This window comes from Streptomyces griseorubiginosus (genome assembly GCF_036345115.1).
Taxonomy (GTDB): domain Bacteria; phylum Actinomycetota; class Actinomycetes; order Streptomycetales; family Streptomycetaceae; genus Streptomyces; species Streptomyces griseorubiginosus_C.
On record NZ_CP107766.1, the window covers coordinates 5,338,035 to 5,364,945 of the forward strand.

General features: G+C 72.7%; 25 protein-coding genes. 12 read left to right on the forward strand and 13 right to left on the reverse strand.

All coding sequences use genetic code 11. The annotated features are described in order from the left end of the window. Positions 1 to 67: 67 nt before the first annotated feature. The 3 genes from OHN19_RS24185 to OHN19_RS24195 all read right to left on the reverse strand — a co-directional run bounded on the left by OHN19_RS24185 (position 68) and on the right by OHN19_RS24195 (position 4,763). Positions 68 to 1,567 (reverse strand): flavin monoamine oxidase family protein, encoded by a 1,500-nt coding sequence (locus OHN19_RS24185; protein ID WP_330266188.1) that lies wholly within the window; start codon positions 1,565 to 1,567, stop codon positions 68 to 70. Between the two features lie 148 nt (positions 1,568 to 1,715). Then, a complete protein-coding gene (locus OHN19_RS24190; protein ID WP_330266189.1) occupies positions 1,716 to 2,933 on the reverse strand; it encodes an NAD(P)/FAD-dependent oxidoreductase in 1,218 nt (405 codons plus the stop codon). 216 nt (positions 2,934 to 3,149) lie between these two features. Beyond that, entirely contained in the window at positions 3,150 to 4,763 is a 1,614-nt protein-coding gene (locus OHN19_RS24195) for a subtype B tannase (protein ID WP_330269695.1), read from the reverse strand. Positions 4,764 to 4,954: 191 nt separating this feature from the next. Between OHN19_RS24195 and OHN19_RS24200 the strand changes: the two genes are divergently transcribed. The 6 genes from OHN19_RS24200 (at position 4,955) to OHN19_RS24225 (ending at position 9,115) form a co-directional block, all read left to right on the forward strand. Next, entirely contained in the window at positions 4,955 to 5,404 is a 450-nt protein-coding gene (locus OHN19_RS24200) for a DoxX family protein (protein ID WP_330266190.1), read from the forward strand. After that, the gene (locus OHN19_RS24205) at positions 5,401 to 5,811 is read left to right on the forward strand and encodes a Zn-ribbon domain-containing OB-fold protein (protein WP_330266191.1); all 411 of its coding nucleotides are present in this window, start codon (positions 5,401 to 5,403) and stop codon (positions 5,809 to 5,811) included. Before OHN19_RS24200 ends, OHN19_RS24205 begins: the two co-directional genes overlap by 4 nt. Positions 5,812 to 5,854: 43 nt before the next feature. Further along, complete coding sequence (locus tag OHN19_RS24210; RefSeq protein ID WP_330266192.1) at positions 5,855 to 6,451, forward strand: GNAT family N-acetyltransferase; 597 nt, start codon at positions 5,855 to 5,857, stop codon at positions 6,449 to 6,451. A 94-nt stretch (positions 6,452 to 6,545) separates the two neighbouring features. Further along, positions 6,546 to 7,283 carry a class I SAM-dependent methyltransferase gene (locus OHN19_RS24215; RefSeq protein ID WP_330266193.1) on the forward strand — a complete coding sequence of 246 codons (738 nt, stop codon included), beginning with the start codon at positions 6,546 to 6,548 and terminating at the stop codon, positions 7,281 to 7,283. Between the two features lie 39 nt (positions 7,284 to 7,322). Continuing rightward, positions 7,323 to 8,204 (forward strand): GNAT family N-acetyltransferase, encoded by an 882-nt coding sequence (locus OHN19_RS24220; RefSeq protein WP_330266194.1) that lies wholly within the window; start codon positions 7,323 to 7,325, stop codon positions 8,202 to 8,204. 50 nt (positions 8,205 to 8,254) lie between these two features. Then, positions 8,255 to 9,115 carry a GNAT family N-acetyltransferase gene (locus OHN19_RS24225; protein WP_330266195.1) on the forward strand — a complete coding sequence of 287 codons (861 nt, stop codon included), beginning with the start codon at positions 8,255 to 8,257 and terminating at the stop codon, positions 9,113 to 9,115. A gap of 7 nt (positions 9,116 to 9,122) precedes the next feature. Here the strand turns inward: OHN19_RS24225 and OHN19_RS24230 are convergent, their stop codons facing one another. The 3 genes from OHN19_RS24230 to OHN19_RS24240 are packed head-to-tail and all read right to left on the reverse strand — an operon-like array spanning position 9,123 to position 11,431. Then, positions 9,123 to 9,788 (reverse strand): pyridoxal 5'-phosphate synthase, encoded by a 666-nt coding sequence (locus OHN19_RS24230; protein ID WP_330266196.1) that lies wholly within the window; start codon positions 9,786 to 9,788, stop codon positions 9,123 to 9,125. Positions 9,789 to 9,791: 3 nt separating this feature from the next. Then, a complete protein-coding gene (locus tag OHN19_RS24235; RefSeq protein WP_330266197.1) occupies positions 9,792 to 10,217 on the reverse strand; it encodes a pyridoxamine 5'-phosphate oxidase family protein in 426 nt (141 codons plus the stop codon). 44 nt (positions 10,218 to 10,261) lie between these two features. Then, positions 10,262 to 11,431: a thiolase C-terminal domain-containing protein gene (locus OHN19_RS24240; RefSeq protein ID WP_330266198.1), complete on the reverse strand. Its 1,170-nt coding sequence runs from the start codon at positions 11,429 to 11,431 to the stop codon at positions 10,262 to 10,264. A gap of 82 nt (positions 11,432 to 11,513) precedes the next feature. Here OHN19_RS24240 and OHN19_RS24245 point away from each other — a divergent pair, with 82 nt between their 5' ends. Then, entirely contained in the window at positions 11,514 to 12,785 is a 1,272-nt protein-coding gene (locus OHN19_RS24245; protein WP_330266199.1) for an acyl-CoA dehydrogenase family protein, read from the forward strand. Continuing rightward, on the forward strand, positions 12,782 to 13,273 hold the full coding sequence (locus tag OHN19_RS24250) for a nitroreductase/quinone reductase family protein (protein ID WP_330266200.1): 492 nt from the start codon (positions 12,782 to 12,784) through the stop codon (positions 13,271 to 13,273). The genes OHN19_RS24245 and OHN19_RS24250 overlap by 4 nt, the downstream gene beginning before the upstream one ends. A 57-nt stretch (positions 13,274 to 13,330) precedes the next feature. On the opposite strand, the gene OHN19_RS24255 is transcribed toward OHN19_RS24250, so the two are convergent. Continuing rightward, on the reverse strand, positions 13,331 to 13,966 hold the full coding sequence (locus OHN19_RS24255) for a TetR family transcriptional regulator (RefSeq protein ID WP_330269696.1): 636 nt from the start codon (positions 13,964 to 13,966) through the stop codon (positions 13,331 to 13,333). A gap of 135 nt (positions 13,967 to 14,101) precedes the next feature. Between OHN19_RS24255 and OHN19_RS24260 the strand changes: the two genes are divergently transcribed. The 3 genes from OHN19_RS24260 (at position 14,102) to OHN19_RS24270 (ending at position 17,875) form a co-directional block, all read left to right on the forward strand. Further along, positions 14,102 to 14,845, forward strand: a complete 744-nt coding sequence (locus OHN19_RS24260) for a VOC family protein (protein ID WP_330266201.1) — start codon at positions 14,102 to 14,104, stop codon at positions 14,843 to 14,845. Between the two features lie 170 nt (positions 14,846 to 15,015). After that, entirely contained in the window at positions 15,016 to 17,367 is a 2,352-nt protein-coding gene (locus OHN19_RS24265) for a PQQ-binding-like beta-propeller repeat protein (RefSeq protein ID WP_330266202.1), read from the forward strand. 73 nt (positions 17,368 to 17,440) lie between these two features. Then, a complete protein-coding gene (locus tag OHN19_RS24270) occupies positions 17,441 to 17,875 on the forward strand; it encodes a hypothetical protein (RefSeq protein WP_330266203.1) in 435 nt (144 codons plus the stop codon). A gap of 3 nt (positions 17,876 to 17,878) precedes the next feature. Here the strand turns inward: OHN19_RS24270 and OHN19_RS24275 are convergent, their stop codons facing one another. Genes OHN19_RS24275 through OHN19_RS24290 form a run of 4 tightly spaced genes read right to left on the reverse strand, consistent with a single transcriptional unit; the run spans position 17,879 to position 21,214 of the window. Beyond that, positions 17,879 to 18,847, reverse strand: coding sequence for an alpha/beta hydrolase (locus tag OHN19_RS24275; RefSeq protein ID WP_330266204.1), 969 nt, complete (start codon positions 18,845 to 18,847; stop codon positions 17,879 to 17,881). Between the two features lie 36 nt (positions 18,848 to 18,883). After that, the gene (locus OHN19_RS24280) at positions 18,884 to 19,669 is read right to left on the reverse strand and encodes an enoyl-CoA hydratase/isomerase family protein (RefSeq protein ID WP_330266205.1); all 786 of its coding nucleotides are present in this window, start codon (positions 19,667 to 19,669) and stop codon (positions 18,884 to 18,886) included. Then, the gene (locus OHN19_RS24285; protein WP_330266206.1) at positions 19,654 to 20,061 is read right to left on the reverse strand and encodes a Zn-ribbon domain-containing OB-fold protein; all 408 of its coding nucleotides are present in this window, start codon (positions 20,059 to 20,061) and stop codon (positions 19,654 to 19,656) included. The genes OHN19_RS24280 and OHN19_RS24285 overlap by 16 nt, the downstream gene beginning before the upstream one ends. A gap of 1 nt (position 20,062) precedes the next feature. Next, the gene (locus OHN19_RS24290; protein WP_330266207.1) at positions 20,063 to 21,214 is read right to left on the reverse strand and encodes a lipid-transfer protein; all 1,152 of its coding nucleotides are present in this window, start codon (positions 21,212 to 21,214) and stop codon (positions 20,063 to 20,065) included. A gap of 105 nt (positions 21,215 to 21,319) precedes the next feature. On the opposite strand from OHN19_RS24290, the gene OHN19_RS24295 reads away from it, so the two are divergent. Further along, a complete protein-coding gene (locus OHN19_RS24295; protein ID WP_330266208.1) occupies positions 21,320 to 22,870 on the forward strand; it encodes a FadD3 family acyl-CoA ligase in 1,551 nt (516 codons plus the stop codon). A gap of 675 nt (positions 22,871 to 23,545) precedes the next feature. On the opposite strand, the gene OHN19_RS24300 is transcribed toward OHN19_RS24295, so the two are convergent. Beyond that, entirely contained in the window at positions 23,546 to 23,734 is a 189-nt protein-coding gene (locus OHN19_RS24300; RefSeq protein ID WP_330266209.1) for a hypothetical protein, read from the reverse strand. Positions 23,735 to 23,946: 212 nt separating this feature from the next. After that, positions 23,947 to 26,877 carry an AfsR/SARP family transcriptional regulator gene (locus OHN19_RS24305; protein WP_330269697.1) on the reverse strand — a complete coding sequence of 977 codons (2,931 nt, stop codon included), beginning with the start codon at positions 26,875 to 26,877 and terminating at the stop codon, positions 23,947 to 23,949. Positions 26,878 to 26,911: the final 34 nt, after the last annotated feature.

Consider the following 26,911-nt stretch of genomic DNA (forward strand, 5'->3'; position numbering starts at 1 on the left):
CGCAGTGTCAGATTACAGAACTGACGCTGTGTCAGGAACGGGCGTGCACGCAAAGTTGACGCGCGGACTACAGGACCGCCAGGACCTCCTTGGCCACCCGCTCACCGGAGCGGACGGCTCCGTCCATGAAGCCGTTCCAGTGCAGGGAGGTCTCCGTGCCCGCCCAGTGGATGCCGCCCACCGGAGTGCGCAGGGCGGGGCCGTACTGGGTCAGGACGCCGGGCGCGGCGATGGAGACCGGGCCGCCGCGGGTGTAGGCCTCGTTGTTCCAGCGTTGCAGGACGAAGGACGTGGGGGAGGCCGCTTTCGAGCCGAAGTAGGTCACGTAGTCCTTGAGGACGGCCGCCTTGACCTCGGCCTCGCTCGCCCCGTCGTACTTGCGGGCCTCGTCGGCCTCGATGAAGCCCATCAGCGCGCCGTAGGAGGCGTCGGGCGGGGAGTTGTCGAAGGTCGAGCTGATCACACCGGTGTCGCTGACGACCTGCCCGTTGAGGCCGTCGGCCCGCCAGAACGGGGTGTCGTAGATCGCGATCGCCTTGCCGACCGAGGCCATCGGCAGCCGCTGGGTGAGCTGGTCGCGGGCGGCGGGCAGCAGCGGGTCGTAGGTGATGCGGGCCGCGAGCGGCGGGGGTACGGCGACCACGACCCGCTTGGCCGTGACGGTGATGCCGTCGGCCGTGACGACGTACTTCGCGCCGGACTTGGCGATCGTGCGCACCGGGGCGTTGAGGACCACCCGGTCGCCGAGGGTGGCGGCGAGCTTGATCGGCACCAGCTGGGAGCCGCCGACGAAGCGCAGCTCCTGGGCGCCGCCCGCGGTCTCGGTGAGGCGCTCCAGGGTGCCGACGGTGGTCTCGTTGCCGGCGGCAGCTATGTAGAACAGCACGAACAGCAGCGACAGTTCACGGGGTTCGGCCGAGAAGATCGAGGTGCAGGCCACGTCCAGGAGGAACTTGGCCGAGGGGATCACGGCGTTGGCGCGCAGCCAGGTCTCGAAGGTCTGCCGGTCCCACTCGTCGGCCTTGGCGGCGGTCCAGGGCGCGTCGACCGGGATCGTCTTGGCCATGTCGTCGAGGGAGGCCTGGACGATCGCCGCGTTGGCGAGGCCGGCCGCGTCGATCGGCGGGACCGAGCCGAGGAGGCCGTCGGTGGCGTACGGCGTCCTCTTGCCGTCCTTGTAGAGGAGGTTGTTGCCGGTGTTGTAGGTGGCGAAGGTGCCCACCCCGAGCGAGTCGGCGAGCGCCTTGATGCGGTCCTGGGTGGGGCCGATGAACTCGCCGCCGCCCTCGGTGACCCCGCCGTTGGCCAGCTTCAGGTTGAGGACCCGGCCGCCGACGCGGTCCCGGGCCTCCAGGACGGCGACCGTCTTCCCGCCCGCGACCAGGTCACGGGCCGCGGTGAGGCCGGCGAGGCCGCCGCCGACGATCGCGACGTCCACGTCACGGGTCGTGGCCGCGGAGGCGGGAGAGGCGGCGGTACCGGCGAGGGTGACGGCACCGGCCGCCGCGGCGGCACCGCCGAGCAGGGAGCGCCGGGAGAGCGGGGTGAGCTGTCTTTCGCGTGCCACGTGCGTCCTCCGTAGTGGAGAGAATGTGGAGCTAGAACATGAGAGTTGTTCACATTCTGGCCCCGCGCGACGCCACACGACAACGCTCCTGTCACATCTCTCGCAGATGTAACAGGAGCGCTGGTGAAGCGAGTTGGGGATCTCCGCGTCAGACGGGCAGCCGCGAGAGGCGGCCCGCGCCGTCCTTGTCGACGGCCTTCGCGATCTTCTCCGCGTCGATCGCGACCTCGCGGAAGGTGCCGCTGATGGGAGTGACGAAACCCGAGAAATAGAGGCCACGGGCGTTCTGCGGGGCGCGGGAACCGTTGACGACCGGAGCGCCGTGCGCGTCCAGGACGTCCAGGTGGCCGACCAGACCCTCCAGCGAGCGGGCGTACCCCGTCGCCGCGATCACCGCGTCCGGGGTGATCCGGCTGCCGTCCGCGAGGAGCACCTCGCCGTCCTCGAAGCCCTCGACGGCGGCCACCACCTCGACCCGGCCCTTGCGGATCGCGTCGATGAGACCGACGTCCTGGACCGGGATGGCGCCCTCCTTGACCCGGCTGTACAGACCGGTGTCGGGGCGGGGCAGGCCGTGTGCGGAGAGGTCGGGGACGCTGAGCTTCGCCAGGGGGCGGGCCAGCCGGTCCACCAGGCCGACCGGCAGGCGTCGTACGAGAACGCCCGTGTACTGGGCGGCCCAGCCGGCCGTGGAGCGGCGGACGATGTGCGGGGCGGTGCGCACCGACAGGCGGACCCGCGCGGCGCCGCCCTCGACCAGGTCCACGGCGATCTCGGCGCCGGTGTTGCCGACGCCGACGACCAGGACGTCCCGGCCCGCGTAGGGCTCCGGGTTGCGGTACTCGCCCGCGTGCCGGAACTCGCCCTTGTACGCCTCGCGGCCCGGCCAGTCCGGCAGCAGCGGGGTGTGGTTCCAGCCGGTGGCCACGACCACCGCGGCGCCGGTCAGTTCGCGGCCGCCGGTGGCGTGCAGCAGCCAGCCGGTGCCGTCGGGGGTGCGCTCGACGCGGGAGACCTCGACTCCGGTGACCGTCTCCAGCTCGTGGTACTCCGCGTACTTCTCCAGGTAGCGCACCACGTCGTCGCGGGCGACCCAGCGGCCGAACCGGCGTGGCATCGCCAGGCCGGGCAGGGCCGACAGCCGGCGGGTGGTGTGCAGGTGGAGGCGGTCGTAGTGGCGCCGCCAGGACGCGCCGACGTGCTCGGACTTCTCCAGGACGACCGAGCGGATCCCCCGGGCGCGCAGCGCGTACGCGACGGAGAGGCCGGCCGGGCCGCCGCCGATGACATACACCGGCCGTTCGGGCTGGTCGGGGCGGTCTGCGGGGTCGGGATCGGGGGCGGGGTCGGGTGCGGAGTCGGCCATGAGCGCGAGCGTAATCAGACAGCGCGTTGATGGGTCTCGGTCAAGCCCGGAATTGGTTGCGGATCGATCACGCCTGTAGGAGAAGTGCGTGGGTCGCGTGACGTAGCCCACACGGAAAACGCCAGGGCGCCGGGTCCGCGGGGGAAGCGGAGCCTCGGCGCCCTGGCGGCGGCGGCCGGAGACTGACGGGAAACCGGGGCCGCGTGCGGGGACGGGCTACTTGGTCTTCGCCGCCTTCTCGGCCCTCTTGTAGCCCGTGACCTTGGCGATCCAGGCGATGAAGTCGCCGGGGTCGGTGTTGGCGCCGTGGCCCTGGTCCCAGTAGTAGAGGTGGTTGACATCGTCGCCGAGCCTCGCCGCGGCGGCCGCGAGGTTCGCGGAGACGACGTGCGAGGTGTCGGTGTCGTTGGTGCCCAGGCGGATCCACCAGTGCCGGGAGCGGCTGCCGTTGACCTTCTCCACCAGGTGGTGCATCGGGTTCATCTGGTCGAGCTTGGCGGGGAGGTCGCTCGCGACGCGCCGGGTGGACAGACCCGTGGTGTCGTTCTTCGCGCTGTACGCGGTGAAGTGGCGGTTCGCGGTGGTGCCCGCGCCGAACAGGTTGTTCTCGCCGGCCGACAGGTCGAAGGCGTCGAAGGCCGGGGTGTTCTTCTTGCGGGCGCCGACGTGGCTGAGGAAGCCGGCCCAGGTGAAGCCGGCCTTGCCGTTCTTCCAGGTGATGAAGGTGTTCTCGGCGAGGTAGGCCTCGCGGTCGGCGTCCGGGAGCGCGGCGAGGTACCGGGTCGCCGAGGGCTCCAGGTACTGCTTGACCAGGTACGCGTCGTAATTGCGGGCGGTCAGCGTGCCGAAGCCGTTCAGGCCGCGCAGCTTCAGGGATGCCTGGTACTCCGCGAACTGGGCCCGGAGCTCCTTCGACACCGTCTGGTCGACCTGCTTGCCGGTGCTCAGCGCGTTGCCGCCCCAGTTCCACTCGTAGGCGCCGTCGGCGTGCTCCAGGTCGGTGATCGGGCACCACGCGCCGGCCGCGAAGATCGCGTCGGAGGCGTCGGCCGCGCCGATCTCCTCGAGGAGCCTGTCGTAGAGCGGGCTGTCGCCGGAGGCGCCGAGCAGCGCGGAGAGGGCGCCGCCCGCGCTGGTGCCGGCCGAGACGATCCGCTCGACGTCGCCGGGGATGCGGCCCTTGTTGGCCTTGATGTACCGCACGGCCGCCTTGAGGTCGACGATCGCGGCGGGGGCGGTGCCGTAGTACTCGCCCGAGGCGTTCTTGAGGGTACGGCCGCGGGCGCCGGGCTCGATCACGACGTACCCGGCGGCCAGCGCGAGGAGCTGGTTGCTGCTGGTGGCACCGCCGTTTGCGTTCGTGTTCCCGTTGGCGCCCGGGGCGGCCGAGGCGGCGGCGGTCGGGGCCGCGCTGCCGGTGGGGGCACCGCTGGGGGCGCCACCGCCGGGGGCGCCACCGCCCATGCCCCCGGCGCCGACGCCGGTGGCGTCCGCCACGGAGGACGGCATGTAGCCGCCGACGGAGTTCGCGAGCAGGATCGGCGCGTTGCTCGCGTCCACCGCGGTGCCGTCGATCTCGACCGGGGCGCTGACGATCAGCGACTGGTAGGTCGCGTCGACCGGCTTGGAGACGTAGGTGATCGCCTTCCAGAAGTGGTAGGTGACCGCGTGCTCGGTGCCCTCGGTGTCGGTGACGGTCGTCGTCAGCTTCGTGCAGGCGTCCGGGTCGAAGACGAGGTCGGTGCTGGTCGCGGAGGTGTCCGTCGCCGCGTTGGCGGTCAGGGCGATGCCTCCGACCGCCGCGGCCCCCGCCGTCGCGCCGATCCCCATGACGACGCTCCTGCGCTTGACTGCCCTGTGCTTCACGGTTCGCTCCCTCGAGGTCTCTGCTTGCGTCTGTGAAGCTAGCCAAGGTGCGGACAAAATTGCCAACAATCTGACGTCATTCATGGGGGATGCACAGCTTCACGGCGGACGCACAGGCTTCCCGGAACCCCTTATCTGACGTACCGTCAGATTCCATGGACACGATCTGGCTCACCGGGGCCGAGTGGCTCGCCGTCCTGCGCATAGGCCTCGGCCTGTGGTGGCTGGAGAGCTGGCGCCACAAGGACAAGAAGACGTGGTTCGAGGGCGGCGGCATCACCTGGGCCGCGGACATCGCCGCCAAGCACCGCTGGACCCCGGTCCGCAGCGGCTTCGACGTGGTGGTCAGGCCCCGCCCCAGGACGATGGCCTACGTCGTCGTGTTCGCCGAACTCGCCCTGGGCGCCGGCCTGATCCTCGGCCTGCTGACCCCGGTGGCCCTGGTCGGCGGCCTGCTCCTGAACGTCCTCTACTTCACCTTGATGATCCACGACTGGGCCGAGCAGGGGCAGAACTCGATGATGGCCCTCATCTCGCTCGTGGCCCTGTTCGGGATGTCCTGGCAGACGTGGTCGCTGGACGCGGCGCTGGGCTGGTTCCGATGACCGCCCGCTTCGACCTGCCGGAGGCGGACGCCTTCACGCGCACCTACTGGGACGCGGCCGAGCGGGGGGTCCTGCTGCTCCGCCGCTGCGGGGCGTGCGACCGGGTCCACCACTACCCGCGCGAGTTCTGCCCGCGGTGCTGGAGCGAGGACGTCTCCTGGTTCGCGGCGACCGGCCGGGCGAGGCTGTACACGTGGTCCGTGGTCCACCGCAACGACCTGCCGCCCTTCAAGGAGCGCATCCCGTACGCCGCCGCCGTCGTCGACCTCGCCGAGGGGCCGCGGATGATGACGGAGATCGTGGACTGCGCGCACGGGGAGCTGCGGGCCGGGCTGGAGCTGGAGGCGGTGTTTCCGGAGGGGGTGCCGAAGTTCCGGCCGGTGGGTCCGGCCGGGCGGGATACCTGACATCAGGCCGCGCGCGACGGCCAGGACCCGTTTGAATGGGCGGATGACCGACGTCGACGACCAGCACCGCACCGGCCCCTTCGCCCCGCTGCACGGCCACGGCCTGCGTCTGTGCGCCTGGGAGGCGGACTCCGACGCCCAGGTCCAGGACTGGCTGCGCGCCACACTGGACCCCGAGTTCGGGCGCTGGAACACCCCCCTCACCCTGATCCACGACCTCGACGGCGCCCGGGCCGCGATACGGAACAAGGCCGACCAGGCCGCGCAGGGCACGAGCGCGTCGTACCGGATCACCGACGAGGCGACCGGTACGACGCTCGGGCACATCGGCCTCAACATGATCGACCACGTCTTCCGCACCGCCCGGGTCGGCTACTGGGTGCTCCCCGAGGCCCGCGGCCGGGGTGTCGCCACCCGCGCCCTCCGCCTCGCCGCCCGCTGGGCCCTCACCGACCTCGGCCTGCATCGCCTGGAACTGGGCCACGCCCTCGGCCACGGCGCCTCCTGCACCGTCGCCGAGCGCTGCGGCTTCCGCTACGAGGGCACACTGCGCGGCGCGATGTTCGAGGCCGGCCGCCACGACACCTTCCGCGACGCCCACCTGCACGCACGACTGGCGACGGACGGGGAGCCGGGGTGAGGACAGGCGGCGGGAACAGGCATCGGGGGGAGTCTTAACTCGTCCTTTGCCGCGGCCCGTTGTCCCCGCCGTACGGCCTTGCCAGCATGCCGGGATGAGCGACTCCACCGCCTACGAGGGCGCCCTCGCCGACTACTTCGCCGGCAACGCGACCGACGGCCCCTACAACGCCCACACGGACCGGCCCGCCATGCTCGCGCTGGCCGGGGACGTCAGGGGCCTGCGCGTGCTGGACGTCGGCTGCGGGGCCGGGCACTACATCGCGGAGCTGCGGGCACGGGGCGCGGCCGAGGTGGTCGGGGTCGAGGGCAGCGCGACCCTGCTGGACCACGCCCGGGACCGCACCGGTGCCGACCCCGCCGTCACCCTGCACCGGCACGACCTGGAGGAGCCCCTCGCCTTCCTGCCGGACGACTCCTTCGACCTCTGTGTCGTGGCCCTGGTCCACCATCACCTGGACGCCCGCCGGGAGTTGCTGGCGGAACTGCACCGGGTGCTGCGACCCGGTGGCACCCTGCTGCTGTCCACCGTCCACCCGACCGCCGACTGGGTCTGGCACGGCGGCTCCTACTTCGACGAGGACCGCGTGGTGACCCGCTTCGGGGACAGCGGCGCCACCAACTCCTACCGCCGCATGACCATGCAGACCTTCCTCAATGAACTCCTCGACACCGGACTGGTGTTGGAACGGCTCGTGGAGCCACGCGCCACGGAGGCCGCCCGCCAGGTCGACGAGGCCCGCTACCGCAAGACCCACCAGACCCCGTTCTTCGTCGCGGTCCGCATGCGCAAGGTCCAGGAGAAACCGTGGGTCGAGGAAGGCCGAGCGTAATTCGCGGGCGCCGACCGCCGCCTCGAAGCATCATGAACCATGCGCCCCGACACCCGGCCCCGCGCGGAGACCTGGTACCTCACCGAGGACCTCGACGACTTCCTGTCCCGCGCCGGCACCTTCCTCCGCTCCCGCCCCGACCTGCACACCCTCGTGCTCACCGTCGTCGAGGCGCTGCGGGTGGGCGGGTCGCGGACCTACGGCGAGCAGGCACCCTGGTTCGGGGTGCTGGAGGAGGACGGGGACGTGCGGGCGGCGTGCTTCCGGACGCCCCCGCACCGGCTGACGACCACCCCGCTCACCCCCGGCCAGGCCGACTCCCTCGCCGCCCACCTGATCGCGCGCGGCCGCCCGGTCCCCGGTGTCAACGCCGTCCGGGAGACCGCCGTAGCGTTCGCCGAGGCCTGGCACCGGCGTACGGGTGCCACGATCGGACCGCACCCGCACGGCACCCGCCTCTTCCGGCTCGGCACACTGACCCCGCCGGAGCCGGCACCGCAGGGGCGGGCCCGGATCGCCGGGGACGGGGACCGGGAGCTGCTGGCGCGCTGGTTCGGCGAGTTCCAGGAGGCCATCGGGGAGCCCGGCGGGCGCGACGCCACCGCCTGGACCGACACCCGGCTCGCGTACGGCGGCCTCACCCTCTGGGAGGCTCCCGACGGCACCCCCCTCGCCATGGCCGGCATCAGCCCCCTCCTCGCCGGCATGATCCGCGTCGCGCCCGTCTACACCCCGGCCGGCCTGCGCCGCCGCGGCTACGCCGGTGCCGTGACCGCCGCCATCAGCCGCACCGCCCTCGACCGCGGCGCCGACCAGGTCCTGCTCTTCACCGACCTCGCCAACCCGACCAGCAACGCCCTGTACCGGCGCCTCGGTTACCGACCTGTGGCGGACTTCGCGGCGTACGACTTCACGGCCTGAATCCTCACGATGTCCGACGTCTCGGCGGAGCCCGTCAGGGATCATGAACCATGCGACCGGACGACTGGTACCTCACCGAAGACCTCGACGACTTCCTCGCTCGCGGCGGCGCGTTCCTGCGCTCCCGCCCCGTCGCCCACATCATGCCGCTGACCTGGACCGGAAGACTGCGGACCCGGGGAGCGGCGGCCTACGGCGCCGAAGCGGCCGTCTTCGGGCTGCTGGAGCGGGACGGCGAGACGCGGGCCGCCTTCTACCGGCTCTCGCCCGACCGCGGCATCAGCCTCACCCCGCTCAGCCCCGGCCAGGCCGACGGCCTCGCCGCCCGCCTGGCCGCCCTCGGACACACCCTGCCCGGCGTGAGCGCGGACCAGGACACCGCCGCCGCCTTCGCCGAGGCCTGGCGACGGCACACGGGTGCCACGGCGACCCTCCGCGTCCGGCTCCACCTGCACCGCCTCGGCACGCTCACCCCGCCGCGGCCGTTCCCGGAGGGCCGGGGCCGGCTCGCGGGCGAGCAGGATCTGGAGCAACTCATCAGCCTGTGCCGCGGGTTCGCCGCGGACGTGGGCGAGGACGTCACCATCGACGCCGACACCTGGCCCCGCACCCGCTTCGCCGACAAGAGCTACACGTTCTGGGAGACCCCCGACGGCACCCCCGTCTCCATGGCCGGCCTGAACCCGATGGTCGCGGGCCTCAGCCAGGTGGACCCCGTCTACACGCCCGCCGCCCTGCGCGGCCACGGCTACGCGGCCGCCGCCACGGTCGAGGTCAGCCGGGCCGCGCTCGCCGCGGGCGCCACGGACGTCGTCCTGTTCACGGACGCGGCCAACCCCACCAGCAACGCCCTCTACCGGCGCCTCGGTTACGTCCCGGTCGTCGACTGGGCCGGGTACGCCTTCGTGTAGACCGGGGTCACGGCCACAGCAGCTCCCGCACCCAACCCCCGTCCCGGCGCCGGTAGTCGAGCCGCACATGCCGGCGGCGCTCGTCGCCCTGGAAGAACTCCACCTCCTCGGGCGCGAGCCGGTACAGCGTCCACGACGGGACGGGCGCGGCGGGCTCCCGCCGCGCCCGTTCCCAGGACTCCTCGGAGACCCGCGCCAACTCGTCCAGCGAGCCCAGGACTTCGCTCTGCCGCCCGGTGAGCGCGGCCGCCAGCGCCCCGGTCGAGCGGGCGTGCAGATCCGCCTGACCCTCCCCGGAGGGTGCCGCGGTCACCGGCCCCCGCACCCGCACCTGCCGGCCCAGCACCGGCCAGTAGAAGCCCAGGGCGGCATACGGCCGTACCGCCAGGTGCCTGCCCTTGCGGCTGTGGGCGTGGCTCGCGAAGGCCCAGCCGTCCGCGTCGGCGCCGTGCAGCATCACCGTGCGCACGTCCGGCCGGCCCTCCGCGTCCGCCGTGGCCAGGGACATGGTGTGCGGCTCGGTCTGCCCGGCCGCCACCGCCTCCGCGAACCACGTGGTGAACAGCTCCAGCGGGGTCGCGGGCGCGGTGGCGGGGTCGAAGGCGGGCAGCGTGGTGACCTCCGGGTCCCACACCCGCAGTGACCTCAGAAGTTCGTGAAGATCCGTTGCCATGCCTCAGACGGTACCGAGGTCGGACGTCAGCCACCGCTCGGGCCGCATCCGTACGACGACCTGCGCGCCGTGGTTCTTCCACGCGAAGTCGACGTAGCCGTCCACCTTCCCGGCCGGCAGATAGCGGGCGGAGATCTCCCGGAGGTCCTCCAGGGTGCCCGGGCGGGTGTCGAGGACCGGTCCCTCGACGGACACGTACCGGATGGTGGGCTCGACGCGCTCGACCAGCAGGGAGAAGCGGCCGGCCGCCTCGATGAGCCGGTGCTTGCGCGACCCGTCACCGGTCATGATCCACAGGTCGCCGCCCGGCGCGTACTGGTACCAGATCGGCACGGTGAGCGGCGCGCGCCCCTCACCCGCGTCGACCGCCAGCGCGGCGACATGCGGCTCGGCCAGGAACTGTTCACGTTGCGCGTGCGTCAGGGCCATACCGTGCAGGGTACTTCGGCCGGGGAGAGGAGCGTCGGCGTGCCCTAACGCCCCAGCACCACCGTCCCCGACGAGCAGAACCACCCACCCGTCCCCGAGGCCACCGCGAGCCCCGGCGCCGACCCGTCCCGGCGCCGCACCTGCCGCGCGCCCGCCTCCCCGCGCAGCTGCCGTACGGCCTCCACCAGCAGGAACAGCCCGCGCATGCCGGGGTGTTGGGCGGACAGGCCGCCCCCGTCGGTGTTGACCGGCAGGTCCCCGCCCTCGACCAGCAGCCGCCCCTTCTCCACGAAGGAGCCGCCCTCGCCCTTCGCGCAGAAGCCGAGGTCCTCCAGTGTCACCAGGGTCATATAGGTGAACGCGTCGTAGATCTCGGCGAGTTCGACCTCCTCCGGCCGCACCCCGGCCCGCTCGAAGGCCAGCCGTCCGCTCACCGCCGCCGGGGACACCGTGAAGTCGGGCCACTCGGACATGCTGACGTGCGACACGTACTCGCCGGTGCCGAGCACCCAGACGGGGGCGGTACGGCAGTCCCGTACGTACTCCTCGGCCACCAGCAGCACCGCCGCGCCGCCGTCGGAGCGGATGCAGCAGTGCAGCTTGGTGAAGGGGTCCGCGATCATCGGGCCGGACAGGACGTCGTCCACGGTGATCGGGTCGCGGAACATCGCCTCGGGGTTCAGGGCCGCGTTGGCCCGTGCCTGTACGGCGACGGACGCCAACTGCTCGATCGTCGTGCCGTGTTCGATCATGTGGCGGCGGGCCGCCATCGCGTACTTGGCGATCAGGGTGTGGCCGTAGGGCACCTCGAACTGGAGCGGGCCGCGGGCGCCGAAGGAGAGCGTGCCGGTGCGGCGGCCCGCCTTGATGTCGGCGCGGGCCGTGGAGCCGTAGACCAGCAGCACCGCGTTCGCGTGCCCGGCGGCGATCGCGTCGGCCGCGTGCGCCGCCATCACCTCCCAGGTGGAGCCGCCGACGGAGGTCGAGTCGACCCAGGTGGGGCGCAGGCCCAGGTACTCGGCGACCTCCGCGGGGGCGAGGGTGCCGGTGCCGGCGGAGGCCAGTCCGTCCACGAGGGACCGGTCCAGGCCCGCGTCGGCCAGCGCGCGGCGGGCGGCCTGGGCGTGCAGGGCGTAGGGGGTCGTGCCGTCCACGCGGCCGCAGTCCGCGAGGGCCACGCCGGTGATCGCGACTTTCCGGCTCCCGGGGGGCATGAGGGGCCTCCTGCCTCTGGGCAACTGGTGCGGGCGCTCCTAATATGACGGACCGTCAGATCCGGAGGGAAGAGGAAGAGCCATGGACGCTCGCTTCACCGCCGAACAGGACGAGATCCGGGGTGCGTTGCGGGAGCTGCTGCGCAGGCGCTGCGGTCCGCGCGAGCTGCGGAGCGCGCTCGACGCTCCGGCCGGCCACGACCCGGCGCTGTGGACGGCCCTCGCCGGACAACTGGGGCTGCCGGGTCTTGCCCTGCCCGAGGAGTACGGCGGTGTGGGGTGCTCGGCGACCGAACTGGCCCTGGCCTGCGAGGAGACGGGCCGCGTCCTCGCCCCCACACCACTCCTTGCGACAGCCGTCCTCGCCGCCCCACTGCTGCTGGCCCTCGGTACGGAGAAACAGCGCGCGGACCTGCTGCCCCGCATCGCCTCCGGCACCCTGACCGCCACCCTCGCCGCACCCCCGGGCACGGCCCTCGCGCTCACCTGCGGCAATGAGGGGGAGTGGGCGGGGGGCGGGCGCGCGGGGGGCGTACAGGCACGGTCCGCTCCGCACGGGTCGGGAGGTGCGCCCGCGGCTACGTCGTCCGCGGTCACCCGGACCGCCATGACCAAGCCGGCCTGGCGGCTCTACGGCCAGGTCGACCAGGTTCTCGACGGGCACAGTGCCGGGCTCCTGCTCGTCGCCGCCCACGCGGGCGGGTTCACCCGCTCGCGCACCCTGCTCTTCCTGGTCCCCGGCGACGCCCCCGGACTCGTCCGCACCCGGCAGACCGCCCTCGACGCCACCCGCCCCCAGGCCCGCATCCAACTCCGTGATGTCGGAGCCGAGTTGCTGGGCGACGACGACAAGGCCGACGTGCTCGGGGAGCTGGCCCGTCTCGGGGACACCGTCGCCGCCGTCCTCGCGTGCGAAGCCGTCGGGGCCGCCGACCGGGCGCTGGAGCGGACCGTCGAACACGTCGGGCAGCGGGAGCAGTTCGGGCGGGTGATCGGGTCCTTCCAGGCCGTGAAGCACCGGCTCGCCGATGTGTACGTGCAGCTCCAGGCGGCCCGCTCGGCCGCCTACTACGCCGCGTGGGCCGCCGGACAGGACGGACGGGACGGACAGGACGGACAGAGCGAGCAGCGGGTCGGGGGGCTCGCCCTCGCCCAGGCCCTGGAGGCGCTGCGCACCGCCGCCGCCGAGGGCATCCAGCTGCACGGCGGCATCGGTTTCACCTGGGAGCACGAGGCGCACCTCTACTTCAAGCGCGCCACCGGTGACGACCTGCTCTTCGGCCCCGCGCACCGGCTGCGGGCGCACGCCGCCGACGCGGCACGGCTCTTCGAGCGGACGGAGGTCTCGGTGTGATCGGGGAACGGATCGTCCAGAAGGTGTCCTCCACGCGCGGCTTCGCCAAGGTCGCGCCGCATGTGATCCCCGCACTGGACCGGGCCGTGCACCGGCTCACCCGGGGGAAAGTCCTGCTCAGCGCCCAGATGCTGCCGGGGGTGATCCTCACCTCGACGGGCGCGCGCAGCGGGCTGCCACGGCGGACCCCGCTGGCCTGCATGCCCGAGGACGAGGGCCGCTCCTGGATCCTCATCGGGTCCAACTTCGGCCGCGACGGACACCCCGCCTGGACCGCCAACCTCATGGTCCACCCCGACGCCGAGGTCAGCTGGAAGGGCGCGGACATCCCGGTCAGGGCGACCCTGCTGGCCGGTGAGGAGCGGGCGGCCGTATGGAAGACCGCGCTGGCGTTCTGGCCGCCGTACGCCACCTATCAGGCGCGGGTGGAGCGGGAGATACGGCTCTTCCGGATCGTACGCACGACAGGCGGCCGTCCACGCGAGTGAACAGCCGCCTGCCTGACAGGACGTGAAACCGGGAAGCCGGGGAAGAGGGGGTACGCGCTACTTCGTCGGCTTCTTCCCGGTGACACCCAGGTGCACCAACAGCGCCAGGTTGGGCTTGAGTTCAGCCTGCTTGACGCCCCACGTCTGGAAGCCCTTCTGGTGCGAGGCCACCGCCGCGAGCATCGCGACGAGGGAGCCCGCGACCGCGGCCGGGTTGACGTCCTTGTCGACCTTGCCCTTGGACTGGAGCTCGGCGACCGCGTCCGCGAGGGAGTTGTTCACCGAGTTGAGGATCTTCATGCGGAGTTTGTAGAAGCGCTTGTCGCCCTCGGCGGCCCCGAGGTCGACCACGCGCAGGATGGCGTCGTTCTTGCGCCAGAACTCCAGGAAGCCGTCCACGAGTTCCTGCGCGGTCTGCCACCCCGCCTTGCCGACCCACGACCGGCCTTCCAGCAGCGCGGTCAACTGGCCGCCCTCGATGGCCATTTGCTCGGCGATCTCCAGGACGGCGCCCTCGACGTCCGGGAAGTACTGGTAGAAGGTCGCGGGCGAAGTGCCCGCCTTGCGGGCGACATCGATGACCTTGACGTCCCGGTAAGGGGAGGAGCTGAGCATCTCGCTGAGGCAGTCGAGCAGCTTCTGCCGGGTCGCCTGCCCACGCCGACCGGCCACGCGGCCGTCGACGGTACGCACTTGTCCTGTCATGCCGTCAGCTTACCGAGGGGTGATCGGAGCGCGATTCGGCCGACTGCAAATGGGGTGCGGGGGGTCCGGGAGGCGGGTGTGCCTGGTCCTGCGGGGTGCGTGAGTCGCCGTTACTTTGACGGTATGGCCGAAAACAGGGCATCCGCAGACGGAACGGGATACGGCGAGGGCGTCCCCTGCTGGGTGGACGCGCAGCTGCCCGACGTGGCCGCCGGACGGCGCTTCTACGGTGAGCTCTTCGGGTGGACCTTCCGGGACGCGTCCGGCGGCTCGGTGTGGGCCCTTCGCGACGGCGAGCCGGTCGCCGGGCTCGGCCGCAAGACCGACGGGCGGATGCCCACCGTGTGGACGGTCTACTTCGCCACCCCGGACATCGAGGGCCTAGCCGACCGGATCTGGGCGGCCGGCGGACAGGTCGTCACCGCCCCGATGCCGGTCGCCGATCTCGGCACGTCCGCGCTGGTCACCGATCCGGAGGGGGCGGTCTTCGCCCTCTGGGAGCCCGCCGGTCACCAGGGCTTCGGGGTCCGGCACAAGCCCGGCGCCTTCGCCTGGGCGGAGCTGTACGCCCGGGACACCGAGGCCGCCAACACCTTCTACGGCGGGCTCTTCCACGACGCCCTCTTCGGCCCCGGCGCCCACCCCGACTTCGGCCGGGCCCCCGTCGCCGACGTGTTCCCCGCCGAGATGCCGCCCCATTTCCTCGTCCACTTCCAGGTGGCGGACTGCGAGGCCGCGCTCGGGACGGTCGGCCGGCTCGGCGGACGGGTCCAGGCGCCGCCATTCGAGACGTCGTACGGAAAAGTGGCCGTCGTCACCGACAATCAAGGGGCGTCCTTCGCCGTTCTGGAACGGCCGGAGCGGTAGAAGGTACCGCTTTGATGTGAGACACCCCATTTGACCCCGGGTTCGCCACCAGGCCTCCGGCCAGGAAGAATCAGGGTTGCGTGCCGCCATGGCGGTGCGGTGGTGAGACGCTGCACGGGGTCGCGTACATATGTGGGTGGCGCGGCTTGTACGGGGAGGTGGCAGGCAGAGTGGTGGATCAGCTGACGCAGCACGATCCGCGCAGGATCGGGCCGTTCGAGGTGCTGGGCCGGCTGGGTGCCGGCGGCATGGGGCTGGTCTATCTCGCGCGCTCGGCTTCGGGCCGGCGGGTGGCGATCAAGACGGTCCGTACGGAGCTCGCCGAGGACCAGCTCTTCCGGGTCCGCTTCACCCGTGAGGTGGAGGCGGCCCGGGCGGTCTCCGGCTTCTACACGGCGGCCGTGGTCGACGCCGACCCCCGCGCGGCCGTGCCGTGGCTGGCCACCGCGTACGTCCCCGCGCCCTCCCTCGAGGAGATAGTGAACGAGTGCGGGCCGCTCCCGGCCCAGGCGGTGCGCTGGTTCGCGGCGGGCGTCGCCGAGGCCCTCCAGTCCATCCACGGCGCCGGACTGGTCCATCGCGACCTCAAGCCCTCCAACGTCCTCGTCGTGGAGGACGGCCCCCGGGTGATCGACTTCGGCATCGCGTCCGGCGTCTCGAACACCCGTTTGACGATGACGAACGTCGCCGTCGGCACCCCCGCCTACATGTCCCCCGAGCAGGCCAAGGACTCCCGCAGCGTCACCGGCGCCAGCGACGTCTTCTCGCTCGGCTCCATGCTGGTCTTCGCCGCCACCGGCCACCCGCCCTTCCACGGCGCCAACCCGGTGGAGACGGTGTTCATGCTGCTCCGGGAGGGCCCCGACCTCGAAGGCCTGCCGGACGAGCTGCGCCCGCTCATCGAGTCCTGCATGCAGATGGAGGCCACCGCCCGCCCCAACCCGGCCGACCTCCAGGCCCAGCTGGCACCCCACCTCTTCGGCTCCGGCTCGGACGACAGCGGTACGGCGTCGGCGTGGCTGCCCGAGAAGGCCGTGGCCCTGATCGAGTCCCGGCGCGGCGGCCGGCCGGCGCCCACCCAGACCGGCGGCGCCCGCAGCGCGGGCGGCCGCCCCGCGGTCGTACCGCCGCCGCCCTCCTACGACCCGGTGCCCCCCGCCCCGGTCCCCGTCGGCGCCCCGGACACCGGCCCGGTGCGGCTCGCGGGCGCCCAGGTGCCCATCGGGCCCGGACCGCGCGTGGCCGACGCCCGCGCCGCCGCCGTGAAGGCGCCCCCGCCGGAGGCCGGCCTGGTCGCCTCCTGGTCCCGGCCGCGCCCCGGCGTCAACGGCACCGACGCGGCCGTGGGCCCCGCCGTCCCGTCCCCGCCGCCCGCGCCCCCGGAGACCGCGACCGGCTGGCGCCCCTGGCGCTTCCGCATGTCGAACGACGTGTGGGGCACCCCGGCCGTCGCCGGCGACCTCGTCTACGTGACCTCCTTCGAGGTGCACGCCCTCGACGTCGCGACCGGCCGCCGCCGCTTCAAGACCCGGGACGTGGCCTGGTCGATGGCGGTCGCGGACGGCCGTATCCACGCCTCCGACGGCCCCACCCTGTTCGCCCTGGACGCCCGCGAGGGCGCCGACCAGTGGCGGCTGAGCACCGACGCGTGGGTGTACTCCCTCAAGGCCGAGCGCGGCACCGTCATCACCGGCACCCGCGGGGGTGGCGTCCAGGCCTGGGACGCCTCCAACGGGCACAAGCTCTGGGAGATCGCCGGCTGCCAGACCGACTTCGAGTCCCCGGAGGCGGGCCCCGCGCTCCACGAGGGCACGGTCTACGTCTGGCAGGAGGGCCGGCTGCGCGCCCTGGACGCCCGTACCGGCGAGGAGCGCTGGGCGTTCCCCATCGGTGACGCGGCCTCCTGCGGCGGGGTGCCGGTCCGGGTGGCGCAGGCCCACGACGGATACGTGTACATCTCGGCCGGGACCCGCGTCATGGCCCTGGAGGTGGCCACCGGCCGGGTCCGCTGGCACTTCGAGGCCCCGGCGGCCTTCCTGTGCCCGCCCACCTTCGTGCCGGGCGCCGCGGTCACCGGCGGCGGGGTCTACCTCGCCGACTACCTCGGCACGGTGTACGCCCTCGACGCGGTGGACGGCCGGGACCGGTGGCGCATCGCGACCGAGGCCCGCGCCTCGGTCGAGCCGGTGCTGGTCGCCGGCGGCCATGTGCACGTGGGCAGCGGCAAGGGGCTGTACACCCTCGACGCCGTCACCGGTACGCCCAAGTGGCGGTTCCAGGCGGGCGGCGACATCGTCGGGGCGCCCGCGGTGGCCGAGGGCCGTATCCACTTCGGCTCCACCGACCACCTCCTGTACACCCTGAAGGCCGACGACGGCCGCCTGCGCTGGAAGCTGGCGACCGGCGGGGAGATCACCGGATCGCCGGTGGTCAAGGACGGCGTGGTGTACGCGTGCAGCAAGGACCGCTGCGTGTACGCGCTGGACGCGGAGAAGGGGACGGGGACGGCGAGGGCCACCTGAGCGGGCTGTCAGTGGCCCCCATTAGAGTGATCGCATGTATTCACGGGGGCGTGTTCTCAGGTTCACGGCGGTCATGGCGACGGTGGTGCTCGCGCTGACGGGCTTCTCCAGCGGGCACAAGAGCAGCGGGCGGCACAAGAGCCACAGCGACAGTGACGGCGGCGGGGGGTGCAGCAGCTCCAGCCAGGACCACGACAGCTACACGCCGCGCACCACCGGCACCCGGCGCACCTCGACGCTCGAGGACGGCACGGCGACGCTGGTGAGCTGCGCGACGAAGGCGGCCCCCCATCTGACAGCCGAGGTCAGCAACCCGAACAGCCGTCAGGGCACCTTCGAGGTCAAGGTCTCCTTCACCGACGCCTCCGGCCGGACGCTGGGCTCCGCCGACCAGCGGGTCACGGTGGCCGCCAGAGGCACCTCGAAGGTCCAGGTGCGGGCGAGTCAGGCCGTCCTGGCGAAGCTCGACCAGTGCTGGGTCGAGCCGGAAGCCGACCTGGTCGACTGACCGTCAGCCCCGCAGCCCCGTCAGGAAGTCGAGCAGGACCGCGTTCACCTCGTCCGGTCGCTCCTGCTGGGTCCAGTGGCCGCAGCCCGGCAGCACCACCGGGTCGCGGACCAGGTTCGGCATCAGCTGCGGGAGCTTCTCGATCAGTTCCGGCGTTCCCGGGAAGGCCGGGACCAGATCCCGGTCGCCGTACATGTACAGGGCGGGCGGGGTGACCCTCGCGCCGTGCCAAGGGGCCGTCAGTTCCCAGTTGCGGTCCAGGTTGCGGTACCAGTTGAGGGCGCCGGTGAAGCCCTGGGCGTAGCTCGCGGCGAGTTCGTCGAGGTCGGCCTCGGTGAGCCAGGCGGGGAGTTCCACGGGGTCGGGCATGTCCGCGAGCCAGCCGCGGTCCGGGTCGGTCACCAGGGCCTGCTCGTAGCGCCCGGCGCCGGGGCCGTCGCCCGAGGCGCCGTACAGCAGCCTGCGCAGGGCCGCCCGCGGGTCCTTGCCGAACTCGGCGTCGGCGACCCCGGGCAGGTTGAAGTAGTTCCAGTAGAAGTGCCCGCCGAACCGCTCCTGCATAGCTGCGAGCGGCGGTCGCTCCCCGCGGAACGGCGGAGGCACGCTCAGCCCCGCCACCCCGCGCACCACGTCCGGCCGCAGCAGCGCGGTGTGCCAGGCGACCGGCGCTCCCCAGTCGTGCCCGACGACGAACGCCCGCTCCTCGCCCAGCGCGTGGACCAGTCCGACGACATCGCCGACCAGGTGCAGGATGCTGTACGCCGACACGTCCTCGGGATGCTCGCAGGTGCCGTATCCGCGCTGGTCGGGCGCGACCACCCGGAAGCCGGCCGCGGCCAGTGGGGCGAACTGGTGGCGCCAGGAGTGCCAGGACTCCGGGAAGCCGTGCAGCAGCACGACGAGCGGCCCCGCGCCCTCCTCGGCGATGTGCAGCCGTATGCCGTTCACGTCGACCGTGCGATGTTCAACCATGGGGTGAGCATACGCCTGTATAGGGCACCGAAATTGCTAACGCAATCGGAATTCGGGGCGCCGGGAACGGAACAGGCCGGTCTGCCGGTCCAGGGGGAGGTTCCCCAGTGAGACGAGGTGGGGCGCCTGCGCGAACCCCTGCCGTACGGCGCCCTCCTTCGCCGCCCAGAGCGCGCGGACCGTGCCCTGCACCCCCTCCGGCGGATACCCGGCGATGACCTCGGCGGCCGAGACCGCCGCCGCCAACGACCCGCCCGGTTCGGTGACTTCGGTGACCAGCCCGATGGTGTGGGCGCGGGCGGCGGAGAGCCGTTCCGCCGTTCCCATGAGCGCCGTGCGGGCGGCCTCCCCGTGCGGCATGACCTGGGCCATGAGCACCGACTCGTAGGCGCTGACCATTCCGTAGGTGGTGTGCGGGTCGAAGAAGGTGGCGGCGGGGTCGGCGATCAGGAAGTCGCACTCGCCGAGGAGGTAGAAGGCGCCGCCGCAGGCCATCCCGTTGACGGCGGCGACGACCGGCTTCCACAGGTCGTTGGACTTCGGCCCGACGTGCAGCAGCGGATCGTCGGCCATGTAGGGGGAGTTGGGCTGCGGCACCTCGGTGTCCCGGTCGAGGCCCGTGCAGAAGGCCCGCTCCCCGGTGCCGGTGAGGACCACCGCCCGAACCGAGTCGACGAACCGCAACTCCCCCCAGGCGGCCACGAGTTCGTCCCGCATCGCCAGGTCGATGGCGTTGAGCCTGGCGGGCCGGTCGAGGGTGACGACCGCGACCCCGGTGTCCTTGTCGGCGCTCACCCGCAGGCCGCTCACGCGAGCACCCACTGCGGAAGCCCGTCAGAGAAGACCACGTGCACCCGGGCGCCGATGCGGATCCGGCGCGGATCAAGGGAGTTGAGCGCGGCCCCGGCAGCACTGACCAGGTTGCCCACCAACCGGATCCGCGGCGCCTCCTCCAGCTCGACCACGATCACGTTGTACGGCGCCTGCGCCGCGTAGTCGGGCAGCAGGGGCGGGTGCGGCACGACGTAGGACCAGACGCGGCCGCGCCCGGAGACCCGGCGCCACTCCTGCTCGAACGACTGGCAGTGCGGGCAGCAGGGGCGGGGCGGGAAGCGGAGTTCGCCGCAGTCGGCGCAGGCCTGGACGCGGAGTTCGCCGCGGGCCGCGTACTCCCAGAAGGGGGCGCCCGTGGCGTCCTTCACCGGTTCGAGCATGTCAGCTCCTGTTGGTCAGCAGCAGGGCGGAGGTGGGGACGCCCTCGCCGGCGGTGACGAGGCAGGTGGCGGCGTCCGGTACCTGGGCGGTGCTGGTGCCGCGCAGTTGCCGTACGCCTTCGTCGATGAGGTTGAAGCCGTGCACATAGGCCTCGGACAGGCCGCCCCCGCCGGTGTTGATCGGCAGCCGCCCGCCGGTCTCCAGGGCGCCCTGTTCGGTGAACGCGCCGCCCTCGCCGCGCCCGCAGAAGCCGTACCCCTCCAGGGAGAGCGGGACGAGGGCGGTGAACGCGTCGTAGATCTGGGCCACGTCGACGTCCTGCGGGGTGAAGTCGGCGTGTTTCCACAGGTGTCGGGCGGCGGTCCAGGCGGGGCCGGTGAGCGGGTCGTCGTTCCAGTAGTTGACCATGCCGTGGTGCTGGGCGGGCAGGCCCTGGGCGGCGGAGTGGACGTAGACGGGGGTGTGCGGGCAGTCCCGGGCGCGCTCCCTGCTGACGACCACGCACGCCAACGCCCCGTCGGTCTCCAGGCAGTTGTCGAAGAGGCACAGGGGTTCGCTGATCCAGCGGGAGGTCATGTACATCTCGCGGGTCAGGGGGCGGTCGTACATGATCGCGGCGGGGTTCTGGTTGGCGCGGTTGCGGCAGGCGAGGGCGACGTTGAAGAGGTGGTCGCGGGTGGCGCCGTACTCGTGCATGTAGCGGCGGGTGAGCATGGCTATCTCGTCGGCGGGGCGGAGCAGGCCGAAGGGTCTCGTCCACTGGGCCGGGGTGGGGAGTTGGACGGTGGTGTTGGTCCAGGGGCGGGGGCCCGAGCCGCGCTTGCGGGACCGCCAGGCGACCCCCACGCTCGCCTGCCCGCTCGCGATCGCCGCCGCCAGATGCGCGACGGTCGCGCACGAACCGCCGCCGCCGTAACCGGCCTTGCTGAAGAAGGTGAGGTCACCGAGGCCGACGGCCTTGGCGAGCTCGACCTCGTCGGTCTCCTCCATGGTGTACGAGGCGAGGGCGTCGACCTCGCCCGGGGCGATCCCGGCGTCGTCGAGGGCGGCGAGAACGGCCCGGCAGGCCAGGGTGCTCTCGTCCTCGGCGAGGTTCTTGGCGAACCGGGTCCGTCCGATGCCCACGATCGCCGTGGCGTCCTTGAGGGTCACGCTGCACGCACCTCCGCACACTGTGAGGCCTGCTGACAGCCCGTCAGGCTACAGCTAATCTGACGGGTAGTCAGCTAACGCGTTTCCGCTTTCGGGGAGGCCGATGTGGAGTGGCGCAGCATCCCGGAGCTGGTCCGGTGGGCGGCGGAGCGGTACGGCTCGGCGGAGGCGGTCGTGGAGGGCCGCAACCGGTTCTCGTACGGCGAGTTGGGCGCCCGGGTGGAGCGCGCTGCGGCGGCCTGCCTCGCGAACGGCGTACGGCCCGGCGACCGGGTGGCCGTCTGGGCCCCCAACTCCCTGGACTGGATGGTCGCGGCGCTGGGCGCGGTGTCGGCGGGCGCGGTCCTTGTGCCCCTCAACACCCGCTTCAAGGGCACCGAGGCGGCGGACGTGCTGCGCCGCAGCGGGACGCGGCTGCTGTTCATCACCGGCACCTTCCTGGGCACGTCGTACGTGGCGTCACTGCGCCGGGCGGTCGCGGACGGGCCGGGCCTCCCGGACCTGGAGCAGGTCGTGGTGCTGTCGGACGACGCGCCCGCGGACTACCGCACCTGGAAGGACTTCCTGGCGAGCGGGGACGGGGTGGGGGAGGCGGAGGTGCGGGCGCGGGTGCTGGCCGTGGCCCCGGACCAGCCGTCGGACATCGTCTTCACCTCGGGGACCACCGGGCGTCCCAAGGGGGCCGTGATCACCCACGAGCAGACCCTGCGGGCGTACGAGGTCTGGTGCGACCTGGCCGGGTTGCGGCAGGGCGACCGCTACCTCATCGTCAACCCCTTCTTCCACACCTTCGGTTACAAGGCCGGGGTGATCGCCTGTCTGATGCGCGGGGCGACGATGATCCCGCAGCCGGTGTTCAACGTGGACACCGTGCTCGCGAACATAGCGGCGGAACGCGTCTCGGTCCTCCCGGGACCGCCCACCCTCCACCAGTCCCTCCTGGACCACCCGGCACGCGCCTCCCACGACCTGTCCGCCCTGCGCCTGGTGGTGACCGGCGCGGCGGTCGTCCCACTCCGGCTGGTCGAGCAACTGCACGGCGAACTGGGCGTGGAGACCGTCCTGACCGCCTACGGCCTCTCGGAGGCCAGCGGCATCGTCACGATGTGCCGCCGCGGGGACCCGCTCCCGGTGATCGCGTCGACCTCGGGCCGGGCCATCCCCGGCACCGAGGTGCGGGTGCAGGCGCCGCCCGGGCAGCCCGGCGAGATCCTGGTCCGCGGTTTCAACGTGATGCGCGGCTACTACGAGGACGAGGCGGCCACCGCGGAGGCGGTCACGGAGGACGGCTGGCTGCGCACCGGGGACATCGGCGTCCTGGACACGGCGGGCAACCTCCGCATCACCGACCGCCTGAAGGACATGTACATCGTCGGCGGCTTCAACGCGTACCCGGCGGAGATAGAGCAACTGCTCGGCCTGCACCCGGCGGTGGCCGACGTCGCGGTCATCGGCGTCCCCGACACCCGCCTCGGCGAGGTCGGCAAGGCGTACGTGGTCCGCCGCCCCGGCTCCGTCCTGACCGCCGACGACCTGATCGCCTGGGCCCGCCGCGAGATGGCCAACTACAAGGTCCCGAGAACGGTGGAGTTCGTACCCCAACTCCCACGGAACGCGAGCGGGAAGGTGGTGAAGGGGGAGCTGCGGCGGGGCTGAGCCCGCTGGCGACCCGATGCCCGCCCCCGGAGACTCCGGGGGCGGGCGCGTCAGTCGCGACAGGTCGTCATGGGAGTCTGCACCAGATGTTGTCGAAGGATGGTGGCAGACCGGCCTGCCCCTGTCCTGGCGAAAATGACTCTCCGAAGTGAGGCCCGTCATGGCACCGGATGAGCGACGTGCGGATCCTGTCGAGATTCTCGCGCGAGTAGGAGACGTGCGGCCCGGTTCATCTCGACGGGCGTTCGACGTGTGGGTTCATCTCGCCCGCAAAGCGGGATGGGAGGTCGAAGAAGTCTCCCCTTCGCCCTCGGACGGCGACGACTCCGTCTGCGGAGAGGTCCGGATCGAGGGGATCACGTACACCATTCGCTATGCACTCCGCGTTCGAGGGCGCGGACTGGACGACAGGACCGTCCCGCCGTCCTGGCGCCCGGTGCTCAATTTCGCGGCATGGGCTGAGCCGCGACTCGACACCTATCGGCTCGAATGACTCCCGCCGAGAAGACAGGTCGGAGCCGGCGTCCTCTACCTGGACTGAGTCGCTCGCGCGACCGGTCGGGCAGGGCTGGCGCGAAGTGCGTTGAGCGAGGTGCCCGCCCCCGGACACGCCTCGGCCGCGGCGGCTTCCCCTCCGCGCCGCCGCGGCCGATCCCCGTGTGTGGAAAGTCCTTGTCAGGCCTTCTCGTCGGTGGCGTGGTTGTCGAGCGGCTTGACCACGCCGTCCGTCGTGCCGGCGGCCGCCGTGACGACCTTCTCGGTGCCGGTGGCGTGGTTGTCGAGCGGCTTGAGCTCGTCCTCGGTCCCCGTGGCGTGGTTGTCGAGCGGCTTGAGCGTGCCGTCCTGCTTCTCGGTTTCACTCATGGGTGGTGACTCTCCCGGTTCAGTGATGGGCGATGCCCGCCCGGCGGCTCCCCCGAGGGCCGCCGGGCGGACAGGTCAGGGTCGGTAACCCTAGCGATGGAGAACACCGCTGACCCGTCTGCCCCCCGACGCGACGGATCGACAACCCGAGTGTGCGGCCTGCCGATAAACGAACGATGAACGCCTGAACGCCCGTGCTGCCGCCGGAGGCCTTACGCGGCGGCCGACGGTGTCAGCAGGCGTCGTACGTCGGCCGCCTCCGGCGAGCCCAGTTGCTCGAAGATGCCGAGGGCCTCCTGCCAGCACGCCTCCGCCCGGCCGGGCTGTCCGAGCCCGCTGAGGGCCCGGCCCAGGACCGTCAGGACGTTGCCGCGCCGCCACTCGCCGCCGATGCCGCGCAGCACGGCGAGGGCCTGCTCGGTCAGGGCGGCGGCCTGCGCGGGGCGGCTGCCGGCGAGGTGCGCCTCGGCGAGCCGGAAGAGTGTCATGCCCTCCCACAGCCGCTGCCGGCTGTCCCGGAACACCTCCAGCGCCTCCGTCAGCCGGTCCACGGCGGCGTCCAGCCGCCCCTGCCCGGTGAGCGCCAGCCCCAGGGCGTACCGGCCGTTCGCGCCACGCAGCGTGTGCCCGAGCCGGTCGTAGATGAGGATGCCCTGCCGGGCGAGCTCCACGGCGCTGGTGCTCTGCCCCATGGCCAAGTGAATACGGGAGAGGTTGCACAGCGCGCTGGCCTCGCCGGCGAGGTTCCGGTCGAGCCGGAAGCTCTCGATGGCCTCCTTCAGGCACGCCTCGCCCTCCGCGTGCCGCCCCTGGTAGAGCGCGATGATGCCGCGGTCGTTGGCGGCCCAGCAACTGGGCGCCAGGTCCTCGGCCGCGCGGGCGAGGTCCATGGCCAGCCGGGCCTCCGCGTCCGCCTGCTCGAAGCGGCCTGCGACGAGATGGACGTTGGTCAGGGTGGTGAGCGCACGCGCGCGTGTGCGCGGGTCGTCCGCCGCGTCGGCCGCGTCCCGCAGGGCGACGGCGGCCGTCTCGTACTGCTTCGAGTTGGCACCCGACTCGGCGAGGTCCTTGGCCACCCACAGCAGATCGACCGCGCGACGCAGCAGGGCCCCCTTCGCGCACTGCTGGACGAAGGCGAGCAGGCTGTTGGCCTCCGCGTAGAGCCAGTCCTGGGCGGCGTGCCGGTCCGTGAAGGACAGCCCGGGATGGCGGATCTCCTCCAGGTGCTCCACCAGCCGGTCCCCGGGCCGCTCGATGGCGTACACGGCCGCCGCGGTCGCGAGGTAGAAGTCCACCAGCCGCGACAGCGCGGCCTCCCGCTCGCTGGGCGGCCACTCGTCGCGTTCGGCGCACGCACGCGCGTAGAGGCGTACGAGGTCGTGGAACCGGTACCGGCCCGGCGCCGCCGACTCCAGCAGCGAGGTGTCGACGAGGGCCTCCAGGAGGTCCTCGGTGTCCTCCACCGGGAGGTCGAGTACGGCGGCCGCGGCGGCCAGCGAGATGTCGGGGCCGTCGGCGAGGCCCAGCAGCCGGAAGGCGCGGGCCTGGGCGGGCTCCAGCTGGCCGTAGCCGAGTTCGAAGGTGGCCTTGACGGCGAGGTCGCCGGCCTGGAGCTCGTCGAGGCGGCGGCGCTCGTCGGCGAGCTTGGCGGCGAGGACGGAGACCGTCCAGGTGCGGCGGGCCGCGAGGCGGGAGGCGGCGATGCGGATGGCGAGCGGGAGGAAGCCGCAGGCGGCGACCACGTCGAGGGCGGCCTCGCGCTCGGCGGCGACCCGCTCCTCGCCGACGATCCTGGTGAACAGCTGGAGGGCCTCGTCGGGGGACATCACGTCCAGGTCGACCAGGTGCGCCCCGGCGAGGTCGACCATCCGCACCCGGGAGGTGACCAGGGCGGCGCAGCCCTCGGTGCCCGGCAGCAGGGGCCGTACCTGGGCCGCGTCGCGCGCGTTGTCGAGGAGCACCAGGACCCGGCGGCCGTCGAGGACCGAGCGGTACAGGGCGGCCCGCTCCGCCAGGGAGTCGGGTATCGCGGAGTCGGCGGTACCGAGGGCTCTGAGGAAGGCGCCGAGGACCGTCTCGGGGTCGGCGGCGCGGGCGCCGGCGCCCTGGAGGTCGACGTAGAGCTGCCCGTCGGGGAAGGCGGAGCGGGCCTGGTGGGCCACGTGCACGGCGAGCGTGGTCTTGCCGACGCCGCCGATGCCGGCCAGTGCGGAGACCGCCATCACGCGGCCCTCGGAACCGGAGGCGAGCACCTCGCTGAGTTCGGTGACGAAGGCGGCGCGGCCGGTGAAGTCGGGGACCGTCGCCGGGAGTTGGGCCGGGCGGACGGGGGCGGCGACCGGTTCGGGCTGCGGGGAGGAGGGCTCCGCGAGGCCGGGGTCGGCCCGCAGGATGCGCTGCTGGAGCTCGCGCAGGCCGGGGCGGGGGTCGACGCCGAGTTCGTCGGCGAGCAGGCGGCGGGTGTCGGCGTACACCGCGAGGGCCTCCGCCTGGCGGCCGCTGCGGTACAGGGCGAGCATGAGGAGTTCCCTGAACCGCTCGCGCAGCGGGTGCTCGGCGGTCAGCGCGGTCAACTCCGAGACGGCCTCGGCGTGGCAGCCCTGCTCCAGGTCCATGTCGAGGCGGGATTCGAGGAGTTGCAGCCGCCACTCCTCCAGCCTTACGCGCTGTGCCTCGGCGTACGGTCCCGGCACACCGGCCAGCACCTCGCCGTCCCACAGGGCCAGCGCACGGGTCAGGACGTCCCGCGCGTGGCACAGGTCGCCGGCGCCCTTGGCCTTCTCGGCCTCGGTGGCGAGTTCCTGGGCGGCGGCGAGGTCGAGCGCGTTCTCGCCGAGCCCGCGGATCGCGTACCCGCCGGACTCGCTGACCAGGATGCCGGGGTCGAGGATCTTGCGCAGCCGCGAGGCGTACGTCCGCACGGCGGCCAGCGCCTGTGACGGCGGCTCCTCGCCCCACAGCGCGTCGATCAGCTCGGCGGCGGTGGCGGTACGGCCCTCACGCAGCAGCAGCGCGGCGAGCAGGGCACGTTGCTGAGGCGACCCGGTGTTCAACACCTCGCCGTCACGCTGCGCCCGCACGGGACCGAGCACCGAGAACCGCAGGGGCGGGGGCGACGCCGGGTCCGAGGGCGGGGGTTCCATCCGCTGCCCGGCGCCGGCCGAGACACTCGGTTGC

Bases quoted from the DNA above. Each gene is read 5' to 3' on its own strand.
- OHN19_RS24190 (WP_330266189.1), bottom strand. From the start codon at position 2,933: ATGGCCGACTCCGCACCCGACCCCGCCCCCGATCCCGACCCCGCAGAC.
- OHN19_RS24195 (WP_330269695.1), bottom strand. From the start codon at position 4,763: ATGGGGATCGGCGCGACGGCGGGGGCCGCGGCGGTCGGAGGCATCGCC.
- OHN19_RS24200 (WP_330266190.1), top strand. From the start codon at position 4,955: ATGGACACGATCTGGCTCACCGGGGCCGAGTGGCTCGCCGTCCTGCGC.
- OHN19_RS24205 (WP_330266191.1), top strand. From the start codon at position 5,401: ATGACCGCCCGCTTCGACCTGCCGGAGGCGGACGCCTTCACGCGCACC.
- OHN19_RS24210 (WP_330266192.1), top strand. From the start codon at position 5,855: ATGACCGACGTCGACGACCAGCACCGCACCGGCCCCTTCGCCCCGCTG.
- OHN19_RS24215 (WP_330266193.1), top strand. From the start codon at position 6,546: ATGAGCGACTCCACCGCCTACGAGGGCGCCCTCGCCGACTACTTCGCC.
- OHN19_RS24220 (WP_330266194.1), top strand. From the start codon at position 7,323: ATGCGCCCCGACACCCGGCCCCGCGCGGAGACCTGGTACCTCACCGAG.
- OHN19_RS24225 (WP_330266195.1), top strand. From the start codon at position 8,255: ATGCGACCGGACGACTGGTACCTCACCGAAGACCTCGACGACTTCCTC.
- OHN19_RS24230 (WP_330266196.1), bottom strand. From the start codon at position 9,788: ATGGCAACGGATCTTCACGAACTTCTGAGGTCACTGCGGGTGTGGGAC.
- OHN19_RS24235 (WP_330266197.1), bottom strand. From the start codon at position 10,217: ATGGCCCTGACGCACGCGCAACGTGAACAGTTCCTGGCCGAGCCGCAT.
- OHN19_RS24240 (WP_330266198.1), bottom strand. From the start codon at position 11,431: ATGCCCCCCGGGAGCCGGAAAGTCGCGATCACCGGCGTGGCCCTCGCG.
- OHN19_RS24245 (WP_330266199.1), top strand. From the start codon at position 11,514: ATGGACGCTCGCTTCACCGCCGAACAGGACGAGATCCGGGGTGCGTTG.
- OHN19_RS24260 (WP_330266201.1), top strand. From the start codon at position 14,102: ATGGCCGAAAACAGGGCATCCGCAGACGGAACGGGATACGGCGAGGGC.
- OHN19_RS24270 (WP_330266203.1), top strand. From the start codon at position 17,441: ATGGCGACGGTGGTGCTCGCGCTGACGGGCTTCTCCAGCGGGCACAAG.
- OHN19_RS24275 (WP_330266204.1), bottom strand. From the start codon at position 18,847: ATGGTTGAACATCGCACGGTCGACGTGAACGGCATACGGCTGCACATC.
- OHN19_RS24285 (WP_330266206.1), bottom strand. From the start codon at position 20,061: ATGCTCGAACCGGTGAAGGACGCCACGGGCGCCCCCTTCTGGGAGTAC.
- OHN19_RS24300 (WP_330266209.1), bottom strand. From the start codon at position 23,734: ATGAGTGAAACCGAGAAGCAGGACGGCACGCTCAAGCCGCTCGACAAC.
- OHN19_RS24305 (WP_330269697.1), bottom strand. From the start codon at position 26,877: ATGGAACCCCCGCCCTCGGACCCGGCGTCGCCCCCGCCCCTGCGGTTC.